The sequence below is a fragment of the Mesorhizobium sp. M1A.F.Ca.IN.020.06.1.1 genome (assembly GCF_004023265.1).
GTDB lineage: Bacteria > Pseudomonadota > Alphaproteobacteria > Rhizobiales > Rhizobiaceae > Mesorhizobium.
Genome location: NZ_RZSR01001144.1, coordinates 1 through 1679 on the forward strand (window position 1 = coordinate 1; position 1679 = coordinate 1679).

Consider the following 1679-nt stretch of genomic DNA (forward strand, 5'->3'; position numbering starts at 1 on the left):
GCTCGTCGCTGGAGCGGGCCGATCAGGCCGCCTGGGCGGTGGCGGCCTTGCTCGACGACCTCGCGCTCAACACGCCCTGGGGCGGCGCCAGCGCCTGGCCACGCCAGCCGTTGGTGGTGATGCTGCGCGGCGACGTCGATGCCGGCACGCAGTTCTTCTCGCGGCTCGACGAACTGGAGAGGCATCCGAACCGCGACCGCGAAATGCTGGAGTTGCAATATTATTGCCTGGCGCTCGGCTTCCGCGGCAAATATCGCGTGCCTGGCCGCGCCGGCGACCGCTCGCTCAATGCCGTTCGCGTGGCGGCGGCGCGCTTCCTGCGCAATGCCGACGCCGAAGATGCGCCGCTGTCGCCGAACTGGAAGGGCGTGATCGCCTCGGACGAGCCGCAGCGCTTCATCGTACCGATCTGGGTGATGGCGCTGGCGGCCGTGGTCATCGCCGCCGCTGCTTATGTCGGCCTGTCGATGGGGCTGAGCAGCCAGGCGGTCGAGCTCTCCGCCCTGGTCCGCGCTTTGCCGCCGCCCTCGCGGGGCGACGTCACCCGCGCCGCGCCCAAGGTCGACGCGCCCGAACCCGAGGCGCCGCAGCCGGAACCGGTCGATTTTGCGCTGCTGCCTGAATTCAAGGCCGAGGCACCGGATGGTCTCAAGCGGGCGCTGAGCGGGACCGAGAGCGTGTCGCTGGCCAAGCTCGTCATCCAGTCTTCCAATCCCGAACTGTTCCAGTCGGCGCGGCCAACACTCACGCAGGGCTATGAGCCTCTAATCGAATCGATCGCCAAGGTGATCCTCGCCAATCAGGAACTGATCGGGAACGTCACGGTGGTCGGCCACACCGACAATGTGCGCCTGCAGAAATCGAACCCGCTTTCGTCGAACCAGCGGCTGTCGGAAGCGCGCGCCGAGACCATAGCCAACCTTCTGGTGCAGGCCGGCGTCCCGCAGGAGCGCATTCATTCGGAAGGCCGCGCCGAGACCGATCCGGTGGCCGACAACTCGACGCGCGAGGGCCGCGCGCTCAACCGCCGCGTCGAGGTCCTGGTCGAGAAGAGGCTCTGATGTTCATCCTGCGCTTCCTCTGGGCGGTTCTCACTTCGCGCTTCCTTTGGACGCTGATCGGCATCGCGCTGCTTTCCCTGCTGATCTGGGTGTTCGGCCCGATCGTCCAGGTCGGCCCGTATGCGCCGTTCGATTCCGACAATGTGCGCATCGCCATCATCGCCGGGCTGATCATCCTGTGGCTGATCTGGCTGATCATCGCGCAGCGCCGCGCGATCCGCGCCAACCGCATGTTCGTCGCCGAGATCGCCGCGCCCGTGGCGGAAAAGCAGCTCACTCCTGGCGAGGAAAGCGTTGCCGCAGTCGGCGCCAAATTCGGCGAGGTGATGGCGGAGCTCAAGCGACGCAAGCTCGGCGGCCGCAAATTCCTGCGCGAGATGCCTTGGTATGTCATCGTCGGACCGCCGGCCACGGGCAAGACCACGGCGCTGCGACAGTCAGGCCTCAACTTCCCGATCGATCTCACCGACGATCTGCAGGGCGTCGGCGGCACGCGCAATTGCGACTGGTTCTTCTCGGAGAATGCGGTGCTGATCGACACCGCCGGCCGTTACGTCCAGCAGGAAAGCCAGCCGGATGTCGACGCGACGGAATGGCTGGGTTTCCTCGATCTTCTCA

1 protein-coding gene and 1 pseudogene are annotated in these 1679 nt (G+C 66.5%); both read left to right on the plus strand.

Annotation, left to right across the window (positions count from 1 at the left end; translation table 11 throughout):
- Positions 1–1061: type VI secretion system protein TssL, long form (tssL, locus tag EOA60_RS31855; RefSeq protein ID WP_128312539.1), on the plus strand; the 1061-nt coding region annotated here is incomplete at its 5' end.
- Positions 1061–1679 (plus strand): annotated as a pseudogene (locus tag EOA60_RS31860) (type VI secretion system membrane subunit TssM); the annotation flags it as partial. The gene tssL and the pseudogene EOA60_RS31860, both read left to right, overlap by 1 nt.